Source organism: Lysinibacillus piscis, assembly GCF_026012395.1.
Taxonomy (GTDB): Bacteria; Bacillota; Bacilli; order Bacillales_A; family Planococcaceae; genus Lysinibacillus; species Lysinibacillus piscis.
On sequence record NZ_BRZA01000001.1, the window covers coordinates 1,117,687 to 1,140,836 of the forward strand.

At 38.1% G+C, this 23,150-nt stretch carries 16 protein-coding genes and 1 riboswitch; of the genes, 4 read left to right on the forward strand and 12 right to left on the reverse strand.

Annotated elements, in window-relative coordinates; all coding sequences use genetic code 11:
• Window positions 1-193 precede the first annotated feature (193 nt).
• Both OPF91_RS05445 and yidC read right to left on the reverse strand, forming a co-directional pair.
• Window positions 194-2,380: a (Fe-S)-binding protein gene (locus tag OPF91_RS05445; RefSeq protein ID WP_264987677.1), complete on the reverse strand. Its 2,187-nt coding sequence runs from the start codon at window positions 2,378-2,380 to the stop codon at window positions 194-196.
• 236 nt (window positions 2,381-2,616) lie between these two features.
• Entirely contained in the window at window positions 2,617-3,363 is a 747-nt protein-coding gene (yidC, locus tag OPF91_RS05450; RefSeq protein WP_264987678.1) for a membrane protein insertase YidC, read from the reverse strand.
• Between the two features lie 104 nt (window positions 3,364-3,467).
• Here yidC and OPF91_RS05455 point away from each other — a divergent pair, with 104 nt between their 5' ends.
• The gene (locus OPF91_RS05455) at window positions 3,468-4,337 is read left to right on the forward strand and encodes a helix-turn-helix domain-containing protein (protein ID WP_264987679.1); all 870 of its coding nucleotides are present in this window, start codon (window positions 3,468-3,470) and stop codon (window positions 4,335-4,337) included.
• A 28-nt stretch (window positions 4,338-4,365) separates the two neighbouring features.
• Here OPF91_RS05455 and OPF91_RS05460 read toward each other — a convergent pair whose 3' ends face one another.
• The 8 genes from OPF91_RS05460 to speB all read right to left on the reverse strand — a co-directional run bounded on the left by OPF91_RS05460 (window position 4,366) and on the right by speB (window position 12,688).
• Window positions 4,366-4,926, reverse strand: a complete 561-nt coding sequence (locus tag OPF91_RS05460) for a cob(I)yrinic acid a,c-diamide adenosyltransferase (RefSeq protein ID WP_264987680.1) — start codon at window positions 4,924-4,926, stop codon at window positions 4,366-4,368.
• A gap of 5 nt (window positions 4,927-4,931) precedes the next feature.
• Window positions 4,932-6,389, reverse strand: a complete 1,458-nt coding sequence (locus tag OPF91_RS05465; RefSeq protein WP_264987681.1) for an adenosylcobinamide amidohydrolase — start codon at window positions 6,387-6,389, stop codon at window positions 4,932-4,934.
• Entirely contained in the window at window positions 6,386-7,387 is a 1,002-nt protein-coding gene (locus tag OPF91_RS05470) for a FecCD family ABC transporter permease (protein WP_264987682.1), read from the reverse strand. Before OPF91_RS05470 ends, OPF91_RS05465 begins: the two co-directional genes overlap by 4 nt.
• Window positions 7,384-8,358: an ABC transporter substrate-binding protein gene (locus OPF91_RS05475; RefSeq protein ID WP_264987683.1), complete on the reverse strand. Its 975-nt coding sequence runs from the start codon at window positions 8,356-8,358 to the stop codon at window positions 7,384-7,386. The genes OPF91_RS05470 and OPF91_RS05475 overlap by 4 nt, the downstream gene beginning before the upstream one ends.
• A 106-nt stretch (window positions 8,359-8,464) precedes the next feature.
• A riboswitch (cobalamin riboswitch) is annotated at window positions 8,465-8,628 on the reverse strand.
• A gap of 206 nt (window positions 8,629-8,834) precedes the next feature.
• The gene (gene argS / locus OPF91_RS05480) at window positions 8,835-10,502 is read right to left on the reverse strand and encodes an arginine--tRNA ligase (RefSeq protein ID WP_264987684.1); all 1,668 of its coding nucleotides are present in this window, start codon (window positions 10,500-10,502) and stop codon (window positions 8,835-8,837) included.
• Window positions 10,502-10,933 carry a YwiB family protein gene (locus OPF91_RS05485; protein WP_264987685.1) on the reverse strand — a complete coding sequence of 144 codons (432 nt, stop codon included), beginning with the start codon at window positions 10,931-10,933 and terminating at the stop codon, window positions 10,502-10,504. The genes argS and OPF91_RS05485 overlap by 1 nt, the downstream gene beginning before the upstream one ends.
• A gap of 526 nt (window positions 10,934-11,459) precedes the next feature.
• On the reverse strand, window positions 11,460-11,600 hold the full coding sequence (locus tag OPF91_RS05490) for a hypothetical protein (RefSeq protein WP_264987686.1): 141 nt from the start codon (window positions 11,598-11,600) through the stop codon (window positions 11,460-11,462).
• 215 nt (window positions 11,601-11,815) lie between these two features.
• Entirely contained in the window at window positions 11,816-12,688 is an 873-nt protein-coding gene (speB, locus tag OPF91_RS05495) for an agmatinase (RefSeq protein WP_264987687.1), read from the reverse strand.
• 459 nt (window positions 12,689-13,147) lie between these two features.
• Between speB and OPF91_RS05500 the strand changes: the two genes are divergently transcribed.
• Window positions 13,148-15,202 (forward strand): transglycosylase domain-containing protein, encoded by a 2,055-nt coding sequence (locus OPF91_RS05500; protein WP_264987688.1) that lies wholly within the window; start codon window positions 13,148-13,150, stop codon window positions 15,200-15,202.
• 368 nt (window positions 15,203-15,570) lie between these two features.
• On the opposite strand, the gene OPF91_RS05505 is transcribed toward OPF91_RS05500, so the two are convergent.
• Window positions 15,571-16,089: a YwhD family protein gene (locus OPF91_RS05505; protein ID WP_264987689.1), complete on the reverse strand. Its 519-nt coding sequence runs from the start codon at window positions 16,087-16,089 to the stop codon at window positions 15,571-15,573.
• Between the two features lie 66 nt (window positions 16,090-16,155).
• Between OPF91_RS05505 and thmT the strand changes: the two genes are divergently transcribed.
• Window positions 16,156-16,341, forward strand: a complete 186-nt coding sequence (gene thmT, locus OPF91_RS05510; RefSeq protein WP_264987690.1) for a 2-hydroxymuconate tautomerase — start codon at window positions 16,156-16,158, stop codon at window positions 16,339-16,341.
• A gap of 181 nt (window positions 16,342-16,522) precedes the next feature.
• The gene (locus tag OPF91_RS05515; protein ID WP_264987691.1) at window positions 16,523-17,191 is read left to right on the forward strand and encodes a class A sortase; all 669 of its coding nucleotides are present in this window, start codon (window positions 16,523-16,525) and stop codon (window positions 17,189-17,191) included.
• A 143-nt stretch (window positions 17,192-17,334) separates the two neighbouring features.
• On the opposite strand, the gene OPF91_RS05520 is transcribed toward OPF91_RS05515, so the two are convergent.
• The gene (locus tag OPF91_RS05520; RefSeq protein WP_264987692.1) at window positions 17,335-22,854 is read right to left on the reverse strand and encodes a collagen binding domain-containing protein; all 5,520 of its coding nucleotides are present in this window, start codon (window positions 22,852-22,854) and stop codon (window positions 17,335-17,337) included.
• Window positions 22,855-23,150: the final 296 nt, after the last annotated feature.

Below are 23,150 nucleotides of genomic sequence, written 5' to 3' on the forward strand. Positions count from 1 at the left end.
CCTTTTTATCTTGTAACCGCTATCACAGGACATGACACTTCGTGCTCAAAAATCTGGGCACAATGATAATGAAGTATCATAAATTATTGACTGAACGCTCGCTCGATTTCTTCCGATGAAAAATGGGAGTTCTTATTAAACTCCCATTCTCACTTACTTTCATTTTACAAAACAACTATTTTTTACGCAACAGTTATTCTTGTTCGTCTGATGCTACAACTTCCTCTAGCACTTCTTCAGCTACTTCTTCCACTATCTTCACTTTTTCACCAAAGACTGAGCGTTCTAATAGCTCTGCTACATCGAATGTACCGATTGAATCTTCAACCTCTTTCGCTTTTGTTCCATCCGATAACATCGTTAAGCAGTATGGACAGCCTGATGAAATAACAGAGGCATTTGTTGCAATGGCCTGCTCTGTACGTGCAACGTTAATACGGTTGCCAACATGCTCCTCCATCCACATTAAACCACCACCAGCACCACAGCACATCGCTGTTTCACGGTTTCGCTCCATTTCAACAAGGTTGACACCTGGAATGCCACGTAAAATTTCACGTGGTGCATCGTAGACATCATTGTAACGTCCTAAGTAGCAAGAATCATGGAAAACAATCGTTTCATTCACTTCGTAGTTCAACACTAAACGATTTTCTTCAATTAGTTCATTTAACAATTCTGTATGGTGATATACTTCACCTTTCCAGCCGAAATCTTGGTATTCATTTTTAAAGATGTTGTAAGCATGTGGATCGATTGTTACGATTTTCTTCACATCATTTTTCTCAAACTCATCGATATTAGCTGTCGCCAATTCTTGGAATAAAAATTCATTTCCTAGACGACGAGGCGTATCACCAGAGTTTTTCTCTTTATTACCTAGAATCGCAAACTTCACACCTGCTTCATTTAATAAACGACAGAATGCAAGCGCAATTTTTTGTGAGCGATTATCAAATGCTCCCATCGAACCTACCCAGAATAAATATTCCATCTCTTCCCCAGCTTTTTTCAACTCTTTCACTGTTGGAATAGTAATTGTTGGGTCTAGATCACGCCAATTTTCTTTTTCTTTACGGTTTAAGCCCCATGGATTCCCTTGACGCTCGATATTTGTCATCGCGCGCTGTGCATCTGGATTGACTTTCCCCTCTGTCATCGTTAAGTAACGACGTAGGTCAATAATTTTATCTACATGCTCATTCATTACTGGACATTGGTCTTCACAGTTACGGCAAGTTGTACAAGCCCAAATTTCCTCTTCTGTAATAACATCGCCGATTAATGATGGGCTATAAATATCTGTAATAACTGCCCCTTCAGCACCAGCTGCCATTGCTAGCTGATTTCCCTGTGTATTTTTAAACATTTGATATGGTACCCAAGGTTTTTGCTTTGTTTGGACTGCACCTGTAAATGTTAAATGATCACGTAGTTTGACGATTAAGTCCATTGGTGACAACATTTTCCCTGTGCCTGTTGCTGGACACATATTTGTACAACGCCCACATTCTACACAAGAATAAAGGTCAAGCATTTGTTTTTGCGTGAAATCTTGAATGCGCCCGACACCGATTGATGGGATATCCTCTTCACTTTCAGCATTTTCTCCAGCTTCCTCTAATGCTTCAAAGTCAATTGGTGTTAATGTCCCTACACGATCTAAACGGTTCATATAAACATTCAGCGGACTTACAATCAAATGGAAATGCTTTGATTGTGGTACATATACTAGGAATGTTAATAATGTAGCCAAATGTACCCACCACATAATATAGAAAATCCCTGTTGCCACAGATGCAGGCAAGAAACCGAAAATAGCAGCAATACTTGATGCTACTGGCTCTGTATATGTTAGCCCCTCACCATGCCAAATCAAGCCCATACCGTTTGCTAATAATGTCGATAGCATTAACGCACCGATGAAAATAAGGACTAAGCCGTTTTTCCAGCCGCGTTTTAAGCGCACTAATTTCTCGACATAACGGCGATAGAATGCCCAAATAACAGCGATTAAAATCATTAACACGACTAGCTCTTGGAAGAATGTGAAGAAACCATAGAAAATACCAAGTGGTAAATGTGATCCTGGTGCTAATCCTTTCCAAATTAAATCAATTGCACCGAGCTGTACCATTAAAAATCCATAGAAAAACATCACATGAATTAAACCACTCTTTGGATCTTTTAATAGTTTATTTTGCCCGAAAACGTTTACCATAATGTAACGGATACGCTCTTTTACACTTTCATCAAACTCAACCTTTTTTCCTAATTGTACATATTGATAGCGTGTTTTTAGTAAGTAGAAAAATAATCCTACACCATATAACACAACAACAACTGTTAATACGATATTGACAATTAATAATGGATTCATGGTTGGCCCCCCCTTTTTGTTAATCGTTACTTTTTCTCTTTTTGCATCATTGCTAGCTTATACAAAATTGTATGCTACTTTATTATCATGTCTTTATTCTAATAAATGAATGAGCATTCAGTCAAGACAAATTAGAATAATTTTTGATAACGCTTTCCATTTTACAAGAAAAAACGGCATCCTTGAAGGGGCTTTTTCAATTGAGCTTTTCATGTGGGGCTAAATAAACGTGCTTGCTATTTCACAATGAGCGTTTTTTTCCGCTCTCGATATAGTATTTTATTTTGAATTATCGTAATGGTGCTACTAATAATCCAATAGAGTGCAATGGCAGCAGGCGACATTAAACCGAATCCGAAAATCATCAGTGGTAGTATGTATTGAACAGCCACTATTTGTGAGTTAGCCGTCAAAGTGGGACTTGTTTTTAATACGATGAACTGTGCTATACCTGCTATGACAGCTAATATGACACTCGGGCTTGCTAATGGAATCATCAAAAAAGAACCAATTTCGTAACTAGGCGTCACATTCATTCTACTAATAGCATGATATAAACCAATCAAAATGGGCATTTGGATAATACTTGGTAGACAGCCACTTACAGGATTAACATTGGATTCTTTCATTGTACGCATAAGCTCCTGTTGATACTGCTGCTGCGTATTAGCATCCTTTGCTTGATATTTTGTTTGCAATATCTTTAATTTTGGCTGTATATCCTGCATTTTTTGGGAGTGTTTTATTTGCTTCAATGTCAGCGGTAAGATCAATAAACGAATGAACACTGTCACAGCAATAATGCCACCACCATAAGAGCCTGTTATAACTGATAAATAATGAATAATTTGCACAATCGGCCATACAATCCATGTATTCCAATAACCTGCACTACTTTCTGTAATGGGTTCGTTAAATTCCGCACAGCCTGTCAGCAATACTATACTAATAGCTAACAAGACAAAATAATAATACTTTTTCATCAACTTTTCGTTCCTTTCTATCATCAACTCTATACATTTTCAGTATAAAGAGCTTTAATAGAACTACGACGAATTATTCCATATAGAATATTTAGGAGGTATGTATGACTATTGGTGCTACATTGCAAAAAATTCGTAAAAACCTTCATTTTACCCAACAGGAACTGTCACAAGGAATTATGTCACAAGGTGCCTACTCTAAAATCGAACAGTCGCAACTACAAATTAATGCTGAACAATTGCTAGCATTATTGTCGAAAATGAATATTCACCTCAATGAATTTTCTTTTGTTATGAATCATTATCAAGCTGATGATAAACAAAAAATACTGCGCAATTTTATAGCATTTGAAATAGGTGATATATCACTTTTACAAGCCCATCTGCATCAAATTGAACATTATTTATCGACTGAAGCCGACCCATTTGTTGAATCATTACGCCAAATCTATCAAGCTTTTTTAGTTTTACTACAAGAACAAAATATACAAAAGGCTCGTGAAATCATTTGGCCCATTTGGGAGAATATGCAGCGCTTAGATCATTGGTATATCCATCATTTAGAAGTATTGAATGCTATTTTATTTTTATTTCCGTTAGATGTTGCGCAAGAAATAACCAATACAGCGTTAAAAAGATTAGCAAACTATGATCACTATGAGCAGGATTTTACTTACTTAAAAATTTATTTTCGGATGGATCTTTCCGTGCTCTATATTGAACATCAACAATTTGAAGAATGCTTACACTTGTTAGAATCGCTAGAAACTGAGTACATACAAAAGATGCGTTATCAAAGTCTAGCCCTATTATTTGAGCGAAAAGCTATTTGCTATTATTTTTTGCAAAAACCATATGAGGCTGAGTTAGCGAAAATGAAGCAGCTATTAACAATTTACCAAGATGAGCGGACAAGTGATTTATTGCTCATGGAATTTAAACTACTAACAAAAAATGAAGCTGTTGATTGCTAATGCAATACGACAGCTTCATCTACTCAATTTACTTAAAAACATCACCACTACGAATGTATTCAACATCGGCTACATTCAAACGGAAGTTCACAACACGTGCTACAGCAAATAAATAATCCGATAAACGGTTTAAATATTTTTGCACAATCGTTGGTACATCTTCCGTTTCCTTCATTAATGTCACCATTTCACGCTCGGCTCTACGTGCAACCGTCCGTGCAATATGCAAAGTTGCCGCTGCTGGTGCACCACCTGGTAAAATAAAGCGTTTCAATGGTGGCGCTTCCTCAGAAAGTGCGTCAATACGTGTTTCTAACACTTCAATCGGTTGCTCTGTTAACGTATACTTACGCTCCTTCATTACATTGGCAAGGTCACCACCTGCATCAAACAACTCATGTTGAATTGCTTCTAAATCTACAAGAATATCTTTAAACAATTCACGGTCTAACTCGCTCACTGCTTTGCCTATAAATGAATTCAATTCATCAATAGCGCCATATGCTTGCACACGAAGATTGTCTTTATCGACACGTCCACCAATTAAAGCTGTTTTTCCTTTATCCCCTGTTTTTGTATAAAGCTTCATCATCATCACTCCCTTGTTTTATAACGCTGGATAGCCTCCACTGTTGCTTCAAAAACACCTTTACCAATGACCTTCCCTACATCTGTAATAGGGCCACCATACAGCATTTCTGGTCCCTTTTGTGTTGCAGCAATTAATAAACTATCGGTAGCTGTACTTGTCGCAATCGTTCCTGTGCGCTCATCACGAATATTTTCAGACTGCAATGCCTTTGTTTTTGCTTCCGTTGCTGTCATCATTGCTTGGAAAAATGCCTCTTCTGATAAACAGCCATTGATAATAACCCAAATATTAATAGTACCAATATATGGTTCATCCTGCCTTTCATATGTGCGTGATACGTCGACTGCATTACCGATACCTGCTGTGACAGCGACAAAAATATTGCCAAATGGTGCTTCAAACTCTTTAATGACTGCTAAACTTGTAGGAACTGCGGTTAACATAACAACTGTACTTGTTAATGGAAATCGTGCCCGCTGTAAAAATGCTGTCACTTCCATTTTTACATCAGCTATTGCATAATCTAGAGGCACAGAACGATTCAAAAAGCAATTGTACCAACCAATTCCTGCATTATGGACAGCAGATGACACTGTCTTTAATGGAAATTTTGTTTGTAGCTGCACATATTGCTCTGTGATATTGAAATGATTCATCATAACAACAGCTCGCTGTGGTGCATTCAAATCGGGCATCATCGTCATTTGTGGTTTAGGCATTTCAGGATGTGCATAGGTTGCAACCCTTGCTTGATAAACCTCTTCAATTTGCGTAGCCACTATCACCTCATGTGGTGCACCGAATGCTCGTACTTGCCCTTGCTCCATTAACAGTAATTCATCACAATAAAGAGCAGCTAAATTAATATCATGTAGCACCATCACAACCGTTAATCCACATTCCAGCGCTTCCTTGCGCACCATATCTAAAATTTGACGCTGATGGGCAATATCTAGATGATTTGTTGGCTCATCTAACAATAAAATTTGAGCGGTTTGTGCCAATGCCTGCGCCACAAAAACACGCTGCTGTTCGCCACCTGATAAAAATTCCATTGGTGTATGCTCATAACGCTGTACGCCCGTCTGTTCCATTGCATATTGCACAGCCTGTTCATCCTGTTCAGACCAGCTAGAGAAAAAGCCTGTTTGATGAGGATAACGTCCAAGTGCGACAGCCTCACGTACCGTATTAGAAAAGGCATTGACATGTAATTGTGGGAGCACCGCCATTTTTTGCGCTAATACTCTTGCATTATATGTGCTAATTTCTTGACCATCTATATACACTTCTCCTGCCGTAGCTGGCAAAATACTACTCATCACTTTTAATAAGGTGGATTTTCCACTGCCATTCGGACCTAAAATACCAAGAATTTTGCCCTTTGCTACAGTAAAGCTAACATCCTTCACAATAGGTTTATCCTCATAGCCACCCGACAAATTGTTGACAATAATCATGTGCGCACCCCCTTACGTTTTCGTTGTTGATAGAAAATATAAGCAAAGACAGGTGCACCGATAAATGCCGTAATGACACCAATCGGCAATTCTCTTGGCATAATAATAGTACGTGCGACTAAATCACAAATAATTAACAGTGTCGCACCATTCAAAAACGATAATGGTAATAAATGACGATGGTCAGAGCCCCACAGCATACGTGTCATATGTGGTACGACTAAACCAACAAAGCCAATTGTTCCTGAAACAGCTACTGCCGCACCAGTGAGCATGGAGCCACCTGCTAAAATAATATATTTACTACGCTTCACATTGACTCCTAAATGTTTGGCACGTTCCTCTCCATACAATAAAACATTGAGCTCACGCCGTTGTATCCATAGCATTATTGAGCCAATCACCACAAATGGCAAAATCATTTTGACAAACGGCCAGCCACGCATCGACACAGAGCCAAGCAACCAGCCAACGACTTGTCGCAATTCCTCTCCTGACAAAGCAATCATTAAAGAAATCAAGGAGCCTAAAAATGAACTGAAAATAATACCTGTTAAAATCAATGTTTCCATTTTCAATGTTCGATCAATTAGACGTGCAAAGCCCATAACAATCACCATTGTTATCACCGCACCAAGCATACTAAACACTGGCAATGTATAAAGTCCAATGAATGGCATCGATAAACTGAAAAAAATCGTCATGACCGCACCAACAGATGCACCAGAGGAGACCCCTAATGTATAAGGGTCTGCCAATGGATTTTTTAATAAACCTTGGAAAGCTGCTCCTGCAATAGCAAGAGACGCCCCCACAAGTCCTGCTAGCAAAACACGTGGCATGCGCACCTTCCATAAAATATTAGCAGCTGTTTCATCTGCTGCCTTATTCCACAATACTTCTAGTGGAATATGCACCGAGCCTATTGCGACACCACACCAAATACCAATAAGTAATAATGCAATTGTCGTAACATAAGCTAAAAGTGGTTTACTCACTTGAATGCCTCTGGATAGATTGCTTTCGCTAATTCCTCAAGCCCCTCTGCTAAACGTGGTCCTTGACGATTGACCATATTTGGATCTACTTGAATAATGGCATTGTTTTTCACAGCCGTAATTGTATCAAAACCTGCACGTTGTGGGATTTTCGTTAAAATATCAGGTACATAATTGTACGTTACGATTATCACATCTGGATTTTTCGCAATAATTTGCTCTGTGTCAATTTTATACCAATCCGTACCATCTGCTGCTACATTTTCGGCATGAATCATTTCTAACATTTTGTCTACAAATGTACCTTTCCCTGTTGTATAAATTTCAGGCTCATCTGACGTCTCAATAAATACTTTCTTCGGCTCTACATTCGCAACTTTTGCTTGTACATCCTCTATTTTTGCCTTCATATCAGTAATAATTTTTTCTGCCTCTGGTAATTTACCCGTTGCACGTCCAATTTCCTCAATTGTCGTATATGTTTCTTCAAATGTATTAGCATCTTTGACAACAAACACTTTCACACCAGCAGATTCAAGTTGCTCAATCATTTGTGGTGAAGAAGCGATGCCTGCCTCATGTGCAAAAACAATATCAGGTGTTAAAGCAATAATACGTTCAATATTAAACTCCATACTACCCACTTTTTCTTTTTCTGCTGCTTCAGCAGGGTAATCATCATAATCATTAACACCCACGATTTCATTATTTAAACCAAGACCAAATAAAATTTCTGTATTACTTGGAATTAATGAAATGATTTTTTCAGGTGCTGCTTCCAATGTAATTTCTTTCCCAGTAACATCCTTAATCGTCATTGGGAATGTTGCTTCATCAACCTTTGCATCCTTTTGCTCTGATTGTTGCTCTACATCTGTCGTGCTTTTCGGTTCCTCTTCCTTCTTATTACATGCCGCAAGCAAACCGATTGCTAAAAATGCGGACAACCCTATTTTCCAAAATTTCTTCATCTGTAAATCCTCCTAGACTATTTTTCTCGAATACCATGAAAAAACCCCTCACGCAATGGAGGGGATTATGTACTAAAATCCACCACCCTATCCGCGTAGGCTGTTGTTAGCTATGCTCTAAAGGACAGGTATTCTGGCTCATGCTAGTTAGCACTCACAGTGGCGGGACCGCATCGGATTTGCTGTTATTTGTGTCGCTACGTTTCACTCACGCTTTCACATAGAAAACAACCTCACCGATTTCCCCTTATCCTTTACAAGTATCCAATTACTATCATTATACATGAACTATGACGAAAAAAAAATCGACTCTCTGCCTTAAACAATTTCATTGAAGTGCTACACTGTTTCACGCCACCACACCAACTAATTTATTATCGACACATAATGAGGAGTTTATCTACAAGGTCGTGTCGATTATCTACGAATGTTCAATATTATAAAACCCTCGACATTTTACATGCCGAGGGTTCTGATTACATTTTCTCAGGAGCAGATACGCCAATTAAACGTAATGCATTAGCAATTGTTGTGCGTACAGCGGTAATTAATGCTAAACGAGCCTCTGTTAGCTCTTTATTAGAAGCATCTAATACTTTTTCAGCATTGTAGAAGCTGTGGAAGGCTGCTGCTGTTTCTTGAATATAGTTAGCAATACGGTGTGGCGTGCGGTGTTTCGCTGCATCTGCCACCACTTTCGGGAAATCACCCACTTTTTTCAGTAAATCAATTTCCTTTTCAGCCGTTAATAAGTTTAAGTGCTCTGTTGATGGAGCAAAGCCTTGCTCAGTCGCTGAACGTAAAATAGACGAAATACGTGCATGTGCATATTGTGCATAGTACACGGGGTTTTCGTTGGATTGCGATACAGCAAGATCAAGGTCAAAGTCCATATGTGAATCACCTGCTGTTTTTACGAAGAAGTAACGAACTGCATCTAAGCCCACTTCTTCTACAAGCTCACGCATTGTCACCGCATTACCTGTACGCTTCGACATTTTAAACTTCTCACCATCTTTGTACAGTTGCACCATTTGAATCACTTCTACTTCCAATGTATCACGGTCATAGCCAAGTGCTTGAATCGCTGCTTTCATACGTGGGATATAGCCATGATGGTCTGCTCCCCAAATATTAATTAATTTATCAAAGCCACGTACAATTTTATCCTCATGGTAAGCAATATCTGGTGTTAAATAAGTGAAAGAGCCATCATTTTTAATTAACACACGGTCTTTATCGTCACCAAATGTTGTCGAACGGAACCAAGTTGCACCGTCTTCCTCAAATACATGACCATTTGCTTTTAGTTTATCCAATGCTACTTCAATTTTACCGTTGTCATATAAAGATGTTTCAGAATACCACACATCAAAGTTTACACGGAAATTAGCAAGGTCTGTTTTCAATTTATCTAACTCTAATGCTAAACCATGCTGACGGAAGAAAGCAAAACGATCTTCATCTGATTTCGCTAAAATCGAATCACCATACTCATTAGCCAATTTACCCGCAATATCAATAATATCCTGACCATGGTAGCCATCCTCTGGCATCACTGCTTCTAGCCCTAACGCTTGCTTATAACGAGCTTCTAACGAATACGCTAAATTATTAATTTGATTCCCTGCATCATTAATATAGTACTCACGAGAAACAGTATAGCCAGCCATATCAAGTACATTACATAAGGAATCTCCTACCGAAGCGCCACGTGCATGTCCTAAGTGAAGATCACCTGTTGGGTTGGCAGATACAAATTCCACTTGCACTTTCTCGCCTGCCCCTGCATTTGAACGACCATAATCAGTGCCTTGCTCCAACACCTGTGTCACAACACCTGTTAAGAAATCTTTACGCACAGTAATATTAATAAAGCCTGGACCTGCGATATCCAATTTCTCAATATCTGTACCCGCTGTCTCTAGATTTTCTAAAATCGCCTCTGCAATGGCACGAGGTGGTTTTTTCGCTAATTTCGTTAATTGCATGGCGATATTTGTTGCATAATCTCCATTTGCCTTATCCTTTGGTGTTTCAAGGTGAATATTTAACTCTGTACCCGCTTCTACTAAGCCCGCTTTTTCAATAGCCTGTACAATCGCTACTTTAATGGCCTGTTGTACTTGTTCTACTGCGTTCATCATTGTACCTCCATAAATGTAATATCTACTGTATAATTGCCTGCAGATTGTCCACTAATGATTAAATCATATTGCACGTGAAATTGTCCGCTTGTTTCCTGCTTCGTAAATGATAGTTGTTTCGTTTGTACAACAAGTGGCATTGAACCAAAATCACCTTCATAATGCCCATTTTGCTGTTCCAAACGATTCAATGGTAGTCTCATATTTACAGCACCAGCACGCATAATGAGTGCCTTATCATGGTCGAGCTTCATCGTCGTCCGAATAACTTGACCTTCTTCTATTTCTTCATATTTTAAATAGGTGCTTCCTGCTTTTTCAAGTAACTGTCCTGTCAGCCACATTTCAGTCATTTCTTGCTCACCATCAGTTGGCTGAATCATGGAAGTAAGATGAATACTTACTTGCGATTTTACCTCATTCGCCATCATGGACACTCCTTTGTGTTCTTTTACTATAACCTTCTTATTATAGGATACATACTGATATTTTTTCAAGATAGAAGTCAAATGCCCCCCATAATTGGAGGTAATAAAAAAGCATTTACTCAAGTTAATGAATTTGAGGTGACAGAATGGGAATTAGGGCTAAATTCAAATGAAAAAATATTTTGGATGATAGAGGTATTTCAATCAGAAAATGCACTGAAATGGCTGACTTAAAGGTTGAAACGGTGAGACACATGTATAACGATACAACAATGCAATATCAAGGTGACCATTGTGCAATTAGCGACTTGATAGAAATTATTGAGGAATGGCTTCGTTTTACGCTGCGTATACTATTAAAGCCTTGACGGTTTCACTTGTTAGGGTTAAGATAGTGGCAGCAAGATTCTTTGTCGTGATAGAATCTAGGCATGTAGTACGGCGTCCGAGTGGTTCTCGGGCGTTTTTTTATTTTATCGAAAAGAAAACACCACCCAGTAAAGAATACTGAATGGCGCATCCTTTTCTACAGCATCATCCGAAAGAAACGATAAACAGTATCTATCAAACGGAATACATCCGCCACGTATCGAAAGATGGTTAGCCTTTCTTTACGTTGTTCCTCTCTTTGCGCTTTGAACTTTCTTAGTCGTGATAGCTTAGACACATAGTACACCTCCTTTCGAAAAAGGAAGTTAGCTAGATGCTGCCTATTTATTGTAGCATGTTCATAATACCCGTCAATGTAACTTTATTGATAGTGGTCTCTGCATTTGATACACTCACACGACCACATGAAAAGTGCTTGTTCACTAAAAGTGGGACTAGCCAATAGCTACATCCCACTCCAATCACTTTATATCAACGTTTTTGCCATACTTATTATTTTACCCAGCCCAAAATCATTTCTCTTAGCAATTTTGAAGCTGTATTTGCCGTCATTTCTGATGAATCATAAATTGGTGCTACTTCTACTAAATCAAAGCCAACTACATTTACATCACTACCAGCAATCGCATGAATTGAAGCTAGTAGCTCTTTAGCTGTAATACCACCACAGTCCACTGTACCTGTACCTGGTGCATGTGCTGGATCAAGTACATCAATGTCAATCGTTACATAAACATTGCGTCCTGCTAATGTTGGTAATACTTCTTTTAATGGCTCTAGCACTTCAAATTTGGAAATGTGCATGCCATTTTCTTTTGCCCATTCAAATTCCTCTTTCATACCTGAACGAATGCCGAATGAGTAAACATTTTTTGGACCAATATGCTCCGCAATTTTACGAATTGGCGTAGAATGTGAAAGTGGTTCTCCTTCATACTCTACACGTAAATCTGTATGTGCATCGAAATGGATAATCGCTAAATCATTATATTTTGCAGCAACAGCCTTCATTACGGGCCATGATACTAAATGCTCGCCACCCATGCCTACAGGAATTTTGTTATCTGCTAATAAGGTTTGAATATATTTTTCAATTTCATCTAATGAGCGCTGTGCATTCCCAAATGGGAGTGGAATATCACCTGCGTCAAAATATTTAACCTCATCTAATTCACGGTCTAAATATGGACTGTATTCCTCTAAACCGATTGATACTTCACGAATACGCTGTGGACCAAAACGTGAGCCTGGTCTGTAACTCACTGTCCAATCCATTGGCATCCCATAAATTACAGCCTGTGCATCCTCATATGTAGGGTGACTTTTAATAAACACATTCCCCGAATAAGCCTCATCAAATCTCATTAATAGTTCCTCCTTCATAGCTACCTACTCTATCTATCATTTAGCGTCTCTTACGAAAATGTAATGAAACTCTATTCTTTCCACTTCGTACTTATTATTAGCACACTACGCAAAATTCGATTAAAATCTACAAAGTGTACAAAAAAAGTATAGATGTTTTTCAATAAAGTGCAAGCAATTTTTGTGCGAAAGTGCAGTGCAACGCAATGTCAGCAACAAGCAATTTTTGTCCGAAAGTGTGAGTGAAACATAGCGACAGTAACAAGTAATTCCCATGTGCTAGCGTAGTGCCACACAACAACAGCAATTTTTTCTGTATCAAAAGCAATAATCGCTAGTTTTTCATCAGAATGCCGATTAAAGATGTGCATGCAAACACATACTAGCAATAAATTCTTAGAATGAGTTGAATACTACAGACTTGTTCTTATCATTTGTTAGAAAACGAGGTGAAGTCACATGAAAAGAAAAAGTTATCAGCGTAAGCAACAACGTGTTAAACGCAGACGTAAAGTGTTAACATTCTTTATTGCTTCTATATCTGCTCTAGTTGTAGCATTTATTGCACTACGCGTTTATGTACAAGTGGCTGGTGCTCCACCTCTAACCGTACCAAAAGCCTCGATTTTTTTAGATGAAAATAAAAACCAAATCGGTGACCACTTTACCAACCAACGACGCTATTGGGTTAGTATCGATGAAATGTCACCCTATTTAACCAAAGCAGTTGTTGCTGTGGAGGATAAAGATTTTTATAAACATAGCGGACTCGATTTTTCACGTATTGCTGGCGCTATTCTAGTAGATATTAAAGCAGGTTATAAAGCACAAGGCGCAAGCACAATCACACAGCAATATGCACGTAATCTCTATCTTTCACATGAAAAATCATGGACACGTAAGCTAAATGAGGCTTTATATGCCTATCGAATCGAAGTTTTTTATGATAAAGACCAAATACTCGAAGGCTACTTGAATACGGTTTATTATGGACATGGGATGTACGGCGTAGAGGCAGCCAGTCAGTTTTACTTCGGCAAATCAGCACGTGATTTAACATTAGCCGAGGCAGCGATGCTGACAGGCGTACCAAAAGGACCAAGTATCTATTCTCCTATTGCCAATATGGAAAAAGCAACAAACCGCCAACATGTTATTTTAAAATTAATGGCCGATCAAGGAAGCATTACACAGGATGAAAAAACACGTGCACAAAACGAACAGCTTGTATTAAAAAATGATAGCTGGGTTGCTACTAAATCCGTTGCTCCGTATTTTTTAGATGTAGCTTGGCAAGAAGCAAGTGAAATTTTAAAAGCGAAAAATCTCGATATTAGCGAAGGTGGCTGGACAATTCAAACAACCTTGAATTTAGCGCACCAAAAGGCGGCTGAAGAAGCTGTAACTAAACATATGCCAGCCAATGACCTACAAACAGCATTTGTCAGCATGACGGCTAAAACAGGTGCTGTCACAGCACTGATTGGTGGTAGAGATTACGCTACAAGTTCATTTAATCGTGTTTCACAAGCAAAACGGCAACCTGGTTCAACCATTAAGCCAATTTTATATGCCGCAGCCTTAGAAAATGGCTTCACTCCTTTAACTTATTTAGATGTTAGTGAAACCACTTTTACCTACGATAAAGGGCGAGCGACATATGCACCTAAAAATGTAAATGGTCAATTTGCCCAACATGATATGTCCATGGCACAGGCCATTGCCATCTCTGATAATATATACGCTGTCAAAACATTGGAGGAAATTGGCTTCAAAACATTCCATGATATGGCGAATCGCTTCGATATTAATATTGGGACAAAGGACAATTTATCCATTGCACTCGGTACAATAGAAACAACCCTATACGATATGACAAATGCGTATAATATACTAGCCTCACAAGGACAGAAAACAATGCCTACGACAATCGTATCGATTAAAAATGCAAATGGTGATGTCATTTATACAAATAAGGATATTCAAAGAGAAGATGAAAGCGTACTATCAAAAGAAAATACCTATATGCTAACAGAAATGATGACAGGTATTTTCGACCCCGTTTTTAGTGACTATTCACCAGCCACAGGTATTAGTATTCGCTCGCGTATGACACACACATACGCTGCTAAATCAGGCTCTACTAATAGCGATCAATGGCTTATTGGCTTCACACCACATTTAACTGCTGGTGTATGGAACGGTTATGATCAAGGAAAAAATTTAACAAGCAAAGAAGACACGGCTGTAACGAAGCAAATTTGGATTGATTTTATGGAAGCTGTTCACAAAGGGACGAAAAATGAAGATTTTGTAAAACCGAAAAATGTGAAGGGCGTTGTCATTGATATTGAAACAGGAAAGCTCGCAACGAATGCATGTCCAAAGCAACGCCTTATTTATGTAAATACTGAAGATGTACCAACAGAAAAATGTACACAATTTGATATTTTAGACAGCAACACATGGGGCGAATTTTGGAATATGCTACCGTTCTCTATTTTCAAAAATTAAAACTCATAAAGGCAACCTTTTTAAATAACATACGTTTTTATAAGTAAGCTCTCGACAAAGATGATTCATTATATCGCAGTTCAGCTAATGACGTCTGAACTACGAAAAAAAGCTTTCTCTTCCCCGGAAACATGTCCGTGGGAACAGAAAGCTTTTCTTTTTATGGTCAACGCCGTGGATGAGCAGCATGGGGCATTCGGCTTGGATGGTTTCAAATGCCGCATAACGCTCATCACACATGCGTAAACCAAGTGTCCTAGCTTACTAAAATGTAAGCTCTGTTTCAAGTGTACTTTTTTTCAAATCGACTTTCAACCTTATATAGAGAGCGATTATAAAATGTCACAGATTGTTCAATCATTTAGCATTTATTGAACAAATAAACCTTGACGTAATTGCTCTTGACTGCGTGCCCATAGGTCTGGATTTAATTCTTCTAAAAATGTCGCTAATACTCTTTTCGATGGTGTATCCATATGCTCCACAAGAATATGACGTTTCATGGATTTATCCATTTTATTTACATGGTCTGCTAAAATTTTATAGCCCCGACGTTTTTCACGATTCACAACCATTTCACAAGCCGTTACGCCTGCATAATAAGGACCATCCTCCTTATGATCAATCGTCACCCATACTAACCAATAAGGCTTTCCACCTTCTGAATCTGCTGGGTCTGTGGTAAATTTGATGCCACGTTCCACATCACTACGTGCATGCATCGCACCAATTTCAACAGATGCCGTACCTTCTTCTATATCAATAATGACTGGCGATACGTTTTCAAGTGACAACGAACCAATACCAAAGCCTTTATGTCCATCAGTTGGATTATTTTTTATAATGGTAAAGCCCATTTTTTGTTTTGGTTTTTCTTCATTTGTCATTCTTTAATTCCCTCCATTCTGCTATTATTTAAATATACACTAAATTCCCTCAAAGGAGACAAAATTATGCCATACGTAACAGTGAAATTACTAGAAGGTCGTACAGACGAACAAAAGCGTGCTCTTGTTAAAGAGGTAACAGAGGCTGTTTCTCGTACAGTGGATGCGCCAGCGGAAAATATTGTAGTTTTCATCGAAGATATGCCTAAAAATCACTACGGTGTTGCAGGTACATTGTTCAGCGATAAATAAAGCGAAGCTACCAATTAGTTTTTTTACAGGCTGTTGATCCCCACTTACACATTTCATTTCCACCCCTATTTTGAAGTGAGGTCTTACAGCCTGTTAATACGGGATAAAAATAAGATGAGCGGAGCCTTTGTTGCTCTGCTCATTTTTTTCAATTTTATGCGGCAGGATGTGATACCTCCATATGAATAAACTTCGGCTACTACTAGTTATCCTTATGCTTGTCATAGGGCTGTTACTACTATTTATTACTCCCATCCAAAATGCGATGGTTACACGTTTAAGTGAGCAACTTAGCGCAAAAGAATATACTACAGAGACAATTGAGCAACATCAAACAACGGAGGCTGATTTTGAATTTGAGGCAGTACAGTCATTATCTATTGCCGAAGTTCTTCAAGCACAGATGAAAGTTAACGACATGCCTGTAATTGGTAGTATCGCTATCCCTCATATTGATATGCAATTACCCATTTTAAAGGGTGTTGGTAATGCGGTACTAGCTGTTGGAGCTGGTACGATGAAGCCTAATCAACAGCTCGGTAAAGGGAACTATGCACTAGCAGGGCATTATTTTGAAGATAAAAATATTTTATTCAGCCCATTATATCAAGCAAACATTGGTGACATCATTTATGTAACCGATATGGCTGAAATTTATGAATATAAGCTATCAGAAAAGAAAATTATTGCGGCAACAGATGTCTTCATTATTGATGATATATCCAATAAGACGCTGTTAACCTTAATTACCTGTGCGGAAAATGGTACAAAACGGCTCGCTATACAGGCAGATTTTATACAGCATTATCCATTTGATAAAGCTCCAAACATCCTAAAGGGTCATTTTTGATAAATCTTTCAGCAATTTATCCACTTAGTGATGCTGATTGCTTATGCCCTACTTTCATAAAATTCTCCATGAATCTCGAGTTCATTATCGGTAAACACAGAAAAAGTGCCTTCGTTAAAGAATGGCACTTTTTCGCATGATACTTATTTTACTTCTGTTTGACGACGACGCATTAATAATACTGCACCCGCTACAAGCAATGCACCTACAAATGTAAGGGCCAATTGATTAGCTCCATCTGTTTGTGGGAGTTTACCTTGTGCGCTTAATAATGATTCTAGGCGTTTAACATCTGTCTTCACCTTATTGATATCAATGGAATTAGCTACAACCGCCTGCTCTTCTTTTGTTAGTTTACTATATTTATTAAGGAAATCTTTATAAGCATCTAACGTATTTTTTGTAGCAGTAGAATCGTTGTATGATGGTAGCTTTGTTCCTTGATCAATGACATTTTGTACTGCTGTATTACCATTATTGCCAGGATTCGTTTGTGTATTTGATCCTGATGTTGGATTACTTGGTTCTACCGGTTGATTTGGATCTGGTGTTGGATTACTTGGATCCACCGGTTGATTCGGATCTGGCTTTGGATTGCTTGGATCTATCGGTTGATTCGGATTTGGATTAAATGTTGGATACTCTGGCTCAATTGGATAGCCACCACCTGTATATGCTGGCTTAGCAATCCCTTCACAGTTTTGGATCTTCATAGAGTCAATGAACTTATATCCTTCATATACATAGTAATCCCCTGGTTCAACGATATAAGGAACCATGAATTTACCATCTGCATCTGTTGTACCTGTAACAATTGTTTTCCCTGCTGTAGTCTTCACAATAAAGGAAACATTCGCACGCGGTTTTCCATTTACATCCTGAATCGTTAATGTAAAGATTGGACATACATTGTCTGGAACTTTCACAGCTGCTCCACATACACTATCCGTATAGCTAACTGTAATATCGCCTAATAGTACATCAAGCTCATTCACTACAGTATAGTCATGACCTTGTTGTAATGCAGCTTTATCTGTAAAGACAATTTGACCATTTGCATCTGTTATACCTGATGTCACAATTGCGCCCGTTGCTTTATCTTTGATTGTCACTTTCACATTTGCGCCTACAGGTTGTAGATTTCTATCATTTACAGTTAACGTGAATTGTGGACAAGCATTTTGAATCACTACACCTTGACAATTGTCTGTATAGGTTACTTTGACACTACCAAGTTTATCGCCTTTTGAATTATCTGGATTTGCCTCATAAACGGTTACATCTCCTGGTGATTGCGACTGTGGCAGTGTAATTTTACCATTCGCATCTGTAGTATAAGGCGTTTCAGTACCTAATTCATCTACTACAATAACTTTTGTCATGGCTTTTGGTGTTGTGCCGTCTGGATTCAATATTGTCATTTCGAATTGTGTACATGCACGAAGCTTTTCTGCTGTATCTTCACAATTTCCTGTATACGATACATCAAAGTCATCAATTACTTTTCCTGATGAAGTAATAGATACTTCATAATTTCCAGGATTAATCGTATAATACGGATTCGTTGGATTCGTTGGGAATTTAATTTCACCATCTTTTCCTACCGTTTTTGTCATTGAATCATGTGTAATTGTATTCGTGATTGTTACTTCTGTACCCTCTGGTAAAATACCATCTTCATCTTTTACAGTTAACGTAAATACTGGACATGATGGCGCTGGTTGAACGTCCGCTTTGCAGTCTGTCGTTACTACAAAATCATTAATCTTTGTAGTGCCTTCATATACTTCATATTCACCTGGTGGAAGATCCGTAATGGTTACTTTCCCATCCACATCAGTCGCGCCATTTGGCTGTGGCACTAGGGCACTTGGATTATTTTTATCCTTAATCACTACTGTAACACCTTGACGTGGTTTACCGTCTGCATCATTAATAACAAGTGTAAATACTTCACATTTCGGTGCTGGTGTTACGATATCCTGACAGTTACCATTTTGATACGTAATGTTTACCTCACCTAAATACTGTGTACCTTCATATAGCTTGTATTTACCTGCTGGTGTTGTTTTGTCAAACGTGAACTGACCATTACTGTCAGTTGTTTTAGTATCAATCACTACATTACTTGAATTTTTCACTGTTACTGTTACATTTGGACGTGGATTGTTACTACCATCATTTATTGTAACTGTAAATTCCGTACACGCATTGATTGGTTGAACTACGCCTTGACATTCGCCTGCCCCAAATTTCACATTAACCTTACCATAATCAATGCCATCACTGTCTTTCACTGTGTACCCACCAGCTTTAACTGTTGATGGAATGGCTACTTTCCCACCATTATCAGTAGTAACAGTTGATTTAACCATACCATTACTGTCTATTAACTCAATTTGCTTATTAGCAACAATTGCACCATCAATATCTTTGACGGTTAAAGTAAATGCTGGACAAGCGTCGCCTGCAAGCGGTGTAAGATTCACCAAATTTGTAATAACAGTAGAGCCTAATTTTGTATCTTTAGCTGCATCAAGCACAAAATCTTGAGGCTGCATTAATTGATACCCTGCTTTTGGACTTACCTCTTCAATTTGGTAATTCCCATAATTAATATTTGTAAAGGTAAACAGACCATCTGCATCTGATGTTGCTGCTTGTATCAAATACTTATTTGCTCCAATTTTTTTGTACAATTGGAACTGCACGCCTGATAATGGCTCTTCGACACCTGTTGAAGAGTTAACGCCAACCTTTTTAAATTGTGCATTACCTTTTGTTGTTGAAAATGATGAATCTGAACTACTAAATGCAAAATTAGTGTTTATATGTGCAGTATCTTTTTGATTGCTTGCATTTGTAACACCAAATGTTAATTTTGCATCATTATTGAAGCCTTGACCTGCTTGACCTAAACCAAGTGTTTGATATTGCACCTGATAGCCTTCATTTAGATTAGCAAAATGGAGGATAAAGCCACCATCAGCTTTCTTTTCAACAGTGATTCCATAAGTACTTGGGTCTACATATGCACCTGTACCATTAGTGGAAATACTAGTTGAGGTAACATTGTATTTTCTCACTTTGATTGAACCATCAATTAACATTAAATTAGTAGATGGTGTATCTTCTAATGCCACATTTGTCCCTAACGCTGAATGCGATTGGTTCACATCCAACACCCAAGTAATTGTTGGATTACTTTGCGTTGGTGTACGTTTTTGAATCAGATTATTCGCTACATGTGATGGCAATGTCACTGGTGTAGCACCTAGCGTATAATTTTTAGAGCCTAATGTTTGGAATGTTGCTGTATTACTATAAACATTGCCTGTCGTATAGCCAGCCTCATCATCACCAATCCCAAGAATCTCATCAGAATCCTTTGTATCGTATTCCACTAAATAGGCTTTGTTATTGATTGAGCTATCTAATACATTGTTAAATGTTAGTACATAGCTCTTGTTATCTGATGCAACATTTAGTACATAGTTTGAAGCATCGATAGGTGTAGCAGCTTTTGTACCGCCCGTATCATCACCAGTAGTTAATGTATATTCATAAACCTTTAATGAATCGGCTACGAACTCATGCCCCGTACCAATTGTATCTGTTAAAATAGCTCCTTGAATATCCTTTTTGTTAATGTTCACCTTTACTTGCCATGTGAACAATTGATTAAGATAATTAAAGCTTCCTGCTTTGCTACCATTGTTTACCGTTGTAGTAGCTGGTGTGTAATGGTCTTGTTCTGTTGTTGTATAGGTGCCCCAATTGACAGTTGCTGTATTACCATAACCATTTTCTACCCCACCATCATTACTAATAGCAAATGATGTTTTATACGTAATTCTTGCTGTGCTACCTGCTGTTATATTAATACCCGTAATGGTGAAGCCATTTGTAGGGCCATTCACTGTTGTAACTGGCGCAGCACCTGTTGTTCCAGTGATTGTAATATTATTTTCATCACCTACAAGTGTATGTGTCCCCTCTTTGCTACCAGCAATTTTAAATACATCTGTTAACGTTAAATTATTGATTGCTTCATTTGGATTATCTGCTTTAATATCAATTGTCCAAGTGATTTCTTTTGTATCAAAATTCACTAGGTGACCTTTACTTAGTACACCTTCTGTAATTATATGTGACTTTACATCTGTTTTTGTGCCACTAACTACCGTATTGTTTATCGTTGTAGGAGTTGTTCCTGTATAATACCCAAGACCCGTTCCATTGTACTTCGCATCATATGTGATTTTATAAGCTTTATCTATGTTGCTGTTAAATTGAAGCTCAAAACCATCTGCAACTGGATTGACCGTGTAATTAGTTACTACTGTACCTGCTCCAGTACTATTACCTGCATCATCTATTGTCATTTCTCGTACTTCAATCGTACTCGTGTCGATTTGATGAAGACCTGGGAGTGTGTCTGTAACTTTCGCACTCGCCTGTGCAATACTTGCCTGATTGTAATTGTAGCGAACTTCCCATTTTGACGTATAGTTATCAGTGCCTGTCGCTACTTTCTGTTTCTCTAATGCTTTACCATATGTGATATTCTTAGAAACATTATTTACAGGTTCAGCTGTTCCATTATTAGTGAAGGTTACAGAATTATTAAATGTCTTTGTTCCTTCTCTTTGATCCACAGGTAAATTTACTTCTGTATTGTAAACAATTTTATAAGCATGTTTATTTTTATAAACGATGTCACTAAAATTACCATCAGTGACAACTTGAGTCCCTGTACTCGCTACACCTGCTAAATCAACTGTATACTCATATACATTGACTGAGCCTGGTACAATAGCATGTCCACCTGTTGGATTATCGACTAAACTTGGATTATTAAAATCTTTACCTGCTTTATTAATCCAAATTGTCCATTCCATTTGATGATTACCACCAACTACAGGGGGAATACCCGCAGTAGCTTCTTTTGTTGCTTTTTCATTAGATGTTGGTGGTAAAAATGTGAATTGTGTTTTAGCCTCACCACCACCAACCTTTGGCAATGCTAATTCTTGCTCAATATCATTGGCACTTAAGCTAAATTTTGCAGCAAAATCCATTGTCATTTTGGCTGGCGTTGTCGTACTTACATCTGTTACATCTACATCATTCACTAAGTGAACTCTTACTTTATTCCCTGTAGTATCATAGGCATAAGAAATATTTCCTACCGTTTTGCTACCTTGGAATTTACCATTAAAGTCAATTAACGAGGCTGGTAAATCGAACTCAAAATAACTGTCTGCACAATACATGTCATCCAGTAATACATCAAATTCGACATGAAAGTTAGCCTCTTTATCTTTTGGTAATGGTGTTGTATAAACCCCTTCTGTAACAGGATTTCCATCAATCTTCATCTCAAATGCTGATAGTGCCACATTTGTTAATTCTTGCGGACCTGTACAAGCTGCTAAAGGACCTACACTCAATGGCATTATTTTCGCAGAATCATCACTGGTTGTTGCTATCTCTTCACTAGTATCGTCACTAGTACCATCGTCTGTTGGAGCAACACTCTCATTCGTAGTGTCCTCTGGCAATGGTTCAGATAGGTCTTCTGCAAATGCTGATAATGGACTTAGTAAGGTTTGGAATACTAAGAGCATCGTCAACATCGCAATGTTGATCTTTTTCCTCATGTCTCTCCTCTTTTCTTCAGGTAGAGAGAGCTTTTACTGTTTGCTGACGACTAGTAGTTGACATTGAAAGTGAACTACGACAAACAAATTCTTTAGCCCCTCGTTCCTCTTGTTTAATTTAGTCGTCATTATTTGAATACACAGTAAATCTTTGAAGAAGTACTAGAGACATACGATATTGCCATTTTTCCCGAAAGTGATGTGTATTCATTATTTTGTGCACCGAACCGATAATAACTTGTCTCACCTCCTTCAAATAATCGGTCCCCTCACGACTATCTATAATCAATAGAAGC

Excerpts from the sequence above, each read along its gene's own strand:
- OPF91_RS05445 (WP_264987677.1), bottom strand. The coding sequence starts at position 2,380 with ATGAATCCATTATTAATTGTCAATATCGTATTAACAGTTGTTGTTGTG.
- OPF91_RS05460 (WP_264987680.1), bottom strand. The coding sequence starts at position 4,926 with ATGAAGCTTTATACAAAAACAGGGGATAAAGGAAAAACAGCTTTAATT.
- thmT (WP_264987690.1), top strand. The coding sequence starts at position 16,156 with ATGCCATACGTAACAGTGAAATTACTAGAAGGTCGTACAGACGAACAA.
- OPF91_RS05455 (WP_264987679.1), top strand. The coding sequence starts at position 3,468 with ATGACTATTGGTGCTACATTGCAAAAAATTCGTAAAAACCTTCATTTT.
- OPF91_RS05500 (WP_264987688.1), top strand. The coding sequence starts at position 13,148 with ATGAAAAGAAAAAGTTATCAGCGTAAGCAACAACGTGTTAAACGCAGA.
- argS (WP_264987684.1), bottom strand. The coding sequence starts at position 10,502 with ATGAACGCAGTAGAACAAGTACAACAGGCCATTAAAGTAGCGATTGTA.
- speB (WP_264987687.1), bottom strand. The coding sequence starts at position 12,688 with ATGAGATTTGATGAGGCTTATTCGGGGAATGTGTTTATTAAAAGTCAC.
- OPF91_RS05485 (WP_264987685.1), bottom strand. The coding sequence starts at position 10,933 with ATGGCGAATGAGGTAAAATCGCAAGTAAGTATTCATCTTACTTCCATG.
- OPF91_RS05505 (WP_264987689.1), bottom strand. The coding sequence starts at position 16,089 with ATGACAAATGAAGAAAAACCAAAACAAAAAATGGGCTTTACCATTATA.
- OPF91_RS05515 (WP_264987691.1), top strand. The coding sequence starts at position 16,523 with ATGAATAAACTTCGGCTACTACTAGTTATCCTTATGCTTGTCATAGGG.
- OPF91_RS05475 (WP_264987683.1), bottom strand. The coding sequence starts at position 8,358 with ATGAAGAAATTTTGGAAAATAGGGTTGTCCGCATTTTTAGCAATCGGT.
- yidC (WP_264987678.1), bottom strand. The coding sequence starts at position 3,363 with ATGAAAAAGTATTATTATTTTGTCTTGTTAGCTATTAGTATAGTATTG.
- OPF91_RS05465 (WP_264987681.1), bottom strand. The coding sequence starts at position 6,389 with ATGATTATTGTCAACAATTTGTCGGGTGGCTATGAGGATAAACCTATT.
- OPF91_RS05520 (WP_264987692.1), bottom strand. The coding sequence starts at position 22,854 with ATGAGGAAAAAGATCAACATTGCGATGTTGACGATGCTCTTAGTATTC.